This window comes from Yoonia sp. (assembly GCF_036007805.1).
Lineage (GTDB): Bacteria > Pseudomonadota > Alphaproteobacteria > Rhodobacterales > Rhodobacteraceae > Yoonia.
This window is the reverse complement of the sequence record NZ_DASYOK010000110.1, coordinates 1-2,619: the sequence shown is the minus strand read 5'-3', so window position 1 is coordinate 2,619 and position 2,619 is coordinate 1. Positions and strand designations below refer to the sequence as shown.

The 2,619-nt window shown below is 61.0% G+C and carries 3 protein-coding genes; 1 reads left to right on the top strand and 2 read right to left on the bottom strand.

Features of this window, described 5'->3' with window-relative positions; all coding sequences use genetic code 11:
* Window positions 1-762, bottom strand: a 762-nt coding sequence (locus tag VGP75_RS06185; RefSeq protein WP_327542820.1) for an ion transporter, incomplete at its 3' end; no start/stop codon positions are given.
* Between the two features lie 134 nt (window positions 763-896).
* On the opposite strand from VGP75_RS06185, the gene VGP75_RS06180 reads away from it, so the two are divergent.
* A complete protein-coding gene (locus VGP75_RS06180; protein WP_327542819.1) occupies window positions 897-1,553 on the top strand; it encodes an androgen-induced gene 1 family protein in 657 nt (218 codons plus the stop codon).
* On the opposite strand, the gene VGP75_RS06175 is transcribed toward VGP75_RS06180, so the two are convergent.
* Complete coding sequence (locus tag VGP75_RS06175) at window positions 1,519-2,379, bottom strand: SDR family oxidoreductase (protein ID WP_327542818.1); 861 nt, start codon at window positions 2,377-2,379, stop codon at window positions 1,519-1,521. The two genes, VGP75_RS06180 and VGP75_RS06175, sit on opposite strands and share 35 nt — an antisense overlap.
* Window positions 2,380-2,619 lie beyond the last annotated feature (240 nt).

Genomic DNA, 2,619 nt, shown 5'->3' with positions numbered 1-2,619 from the left:
GTCCAACCGCCGCTCGATCCCCTCTAGCCTTGCCAGCACCTCATCGCGGTAGGCGTCTGTTGCGGCATTGCCTTCTTCGGCGTGCGCGTCCTGCATCGAGTTCACGATCAGACCGACCAGCAGGTTTACCACCGCGAAGGTCGTCACCATGATGAAGGGCACAAAGAAAGCCCATGCGTAGGGGTAGATTTCCATCACGGGGCGGACGATGCCCATCGACCAGCTTTCCAGCGTCATGATCTGGAACAGCGAATAGCCCGAGCGGCCCAAGGTGCCGAACCATTCAGGGAACGCGTCGCCAAAGAGTTTGGTGGCCATGACGGCGGCGATGTAGAACACGATCCCCATCAGCAAGAACACCGATCCCATGCCGGGCAGGGCTGTGACGAACCCTTCGACCACGCGGCGCAGTGATGGCACGACGGATATCACGCGCAGAACCCGCAGGATGCGCAGGGCGCGCAAGACCGACAGGCCGCCGTTGCCAGGGACCAGAGACACGCCGACGATGATGAAATCAAAGATGTTCCAGCCGCTGCGGAAGAATTGCAGGCGCTGGGCAAAGAGTTTGGCGCCAAGCTCGGCCACGAAGATCGCAAGACAGATGCGGTCCAGCGTGATGATCAGCGGACCTGCCGTGTCCATCAGGGTTTGCGATGTCTCCATCCCCAGAATGATGGCGTTGAAGATGATCACAGCTACGATAAAGTTGCGGACCCATGCGGTGGCAAGCAGATCGGCTGTTTTCTGGCGGAATGTCATGCGGGGTCCTCGGGTTCAAACGCCCCTGATATGGGATGTTTGCAACAGTTGAGCAAGGGCATCATGTCGCGCCATGTAACACTGGACGCAGATCGGCGCGCCAACGCATGCTTTGCCTAAAAAGTGAGCCCTGAATGTCGTTAAATCCCCGTTTGATCTTTCGCTGGACCGCGTTTTTGCTGGCTGGCGGTTACTGCATCCGGATGCTGGTTTTCGGTGGGTGGGACCAGTTCGGAGGACCGTTCCGGTTCCTGACGGTCTGGGCGCTGTTTTGTTCGTTCTTTGCGTTCAGTCGCATGATGGCGATTGAGGAAGGCCGCAGCACGCGCCGCTGGGACGGCTTTATTTGCATGACGGCGGTCATCAACACGATGGTCGTGATGCTGTATTGGCGTCTTTATTTTGCCGATCCTGCCTCGGTGACGCCTGATGGCGAACTGGCCGCATGGCATCTGGAGCTTTACCTGCACGGGCTTGGTCCTGCTTTGCAGGTGTTTGACAGTCTGTTCATCCACCGCTGTTATCGCCGTTTGGGTGCGGGTTTTGCGTGGCTTTGCGGTGTGGTGGGGGTTTATCTTTTGTGGGCGGAACTGGTGCTGCAACCGCTCAACACCAGCCCCGCAGGGCGCGTGACGAGCGGTTTGCCCTATCCGTTCCTGAACAATCTGGAACTGTCTGAGCGCCTGATTGTCTATGCATCCTATTTCACGTCGGGCGTTGTCGTCTTGCTGCTTTACGCCGGGATTGCCTGGGCGATCAGGCGCCGATTTCCTGCGCCAGCAACGCCTTAAGCCCTGACTTGTAGTCGGGGTAAAGCAGCTCGACGCCCAGTTCGTCCTTGATCCGGTCGTTCCGCACCTTTTTGCTTTCGGCGTAAAAGCTGCGCGCCATGGGCGACATGTCGGCGGTCTCGAAATCGACGGCCTCAGGGACGGGCAGGCCCAGCAATTCGGCGGCATAGGCGATCACATCTTCCGGCGGTGCGGGATCGTTGTCGCAGACGTTATAGGCTGCACCGGGGTTCGGTTTGGCGATCGAGGCGGCCAGCACGCGGGCGATATCGGCGACATGGGTGCGGCTAAAGACCTGCCCCTCTTTGATGATCCGGCGTGCGGTGCCGTTGCGCACCTTCGAGAATGGCCCGCGCCCAGGCCCGTAGATGCCCGCAAGGCGGAAAATATGCAGCGGCAGTCCGGGGATGGCGGCCCATGCTGCCTCGGCCTCAACCCGCGCGATGCCGCGTTTGGTGGCGGGGGTGAGGGGGGTGGTCTCATCCACCCAACCGCCCTGGTGGTCGCCGTAGACGCCGGTGGTGGACAGATAGCCGACCCATGCGAACTGGTCCGCGCGCTTTGCGATTTCATCGTGCAGTTCCGCCAGCACAGGATCGCCCGCGTCATCGGGGGCGGCCGAGATCAGCAGGTGGGTCGCGGCATCGAGCGCCGGGATCATATCGGCACCCGGCCAGATGCGCGGCTCGATCCCCTCGTTCATCAGGCGGGGCGCTTTATCCTCGGAGCGTGTGGTGCCGATGATGCGCCAGTCCTGTGGCAGAAGGATGCGGGAAAGGGCGCGGGCGCTATAGCCGTGGCCGAAGGAGAGAAGTGTTTTGGTCATGTGCCTGTGGTGCCGCAACCTGTGGGGTGAGGCAAGTGTTTGTATGGGACGAGAGGGCGGGATGCCTCCGGCGGGGATATTTAGGGGGCCAATAATAACGGGACTAGGTGGCGTAGTCGGCCTGTTCGGCGTCGAGGACGGCGCGGAGTTCGGCGAGGTGTCGGATATCCTGTTCGGGGTAGGCCTCGAGTTCTTGCGCTGTTTTCTCGGCGATGTCGTCCGGCAGGATGCGGAGGGGCT

Bases quoted from the DNA above. Each gene is read 5' to 3' on its own strand.
- VGP75_RS06175 (WP_327542818.1), bottom strand. From the start codon at position 2,379: ATGACCAAAACACTTCTCTCCTTCGGCCACGGCTATAGCGCCCGCGCC.
- VGP75_RS06180 (WP_327542819.1), top strand. From the start codon at position 897: ATGTCGTTAAATCCCCGTTTGATCTTTCGCTGGACCGCGTTTTTGCTG.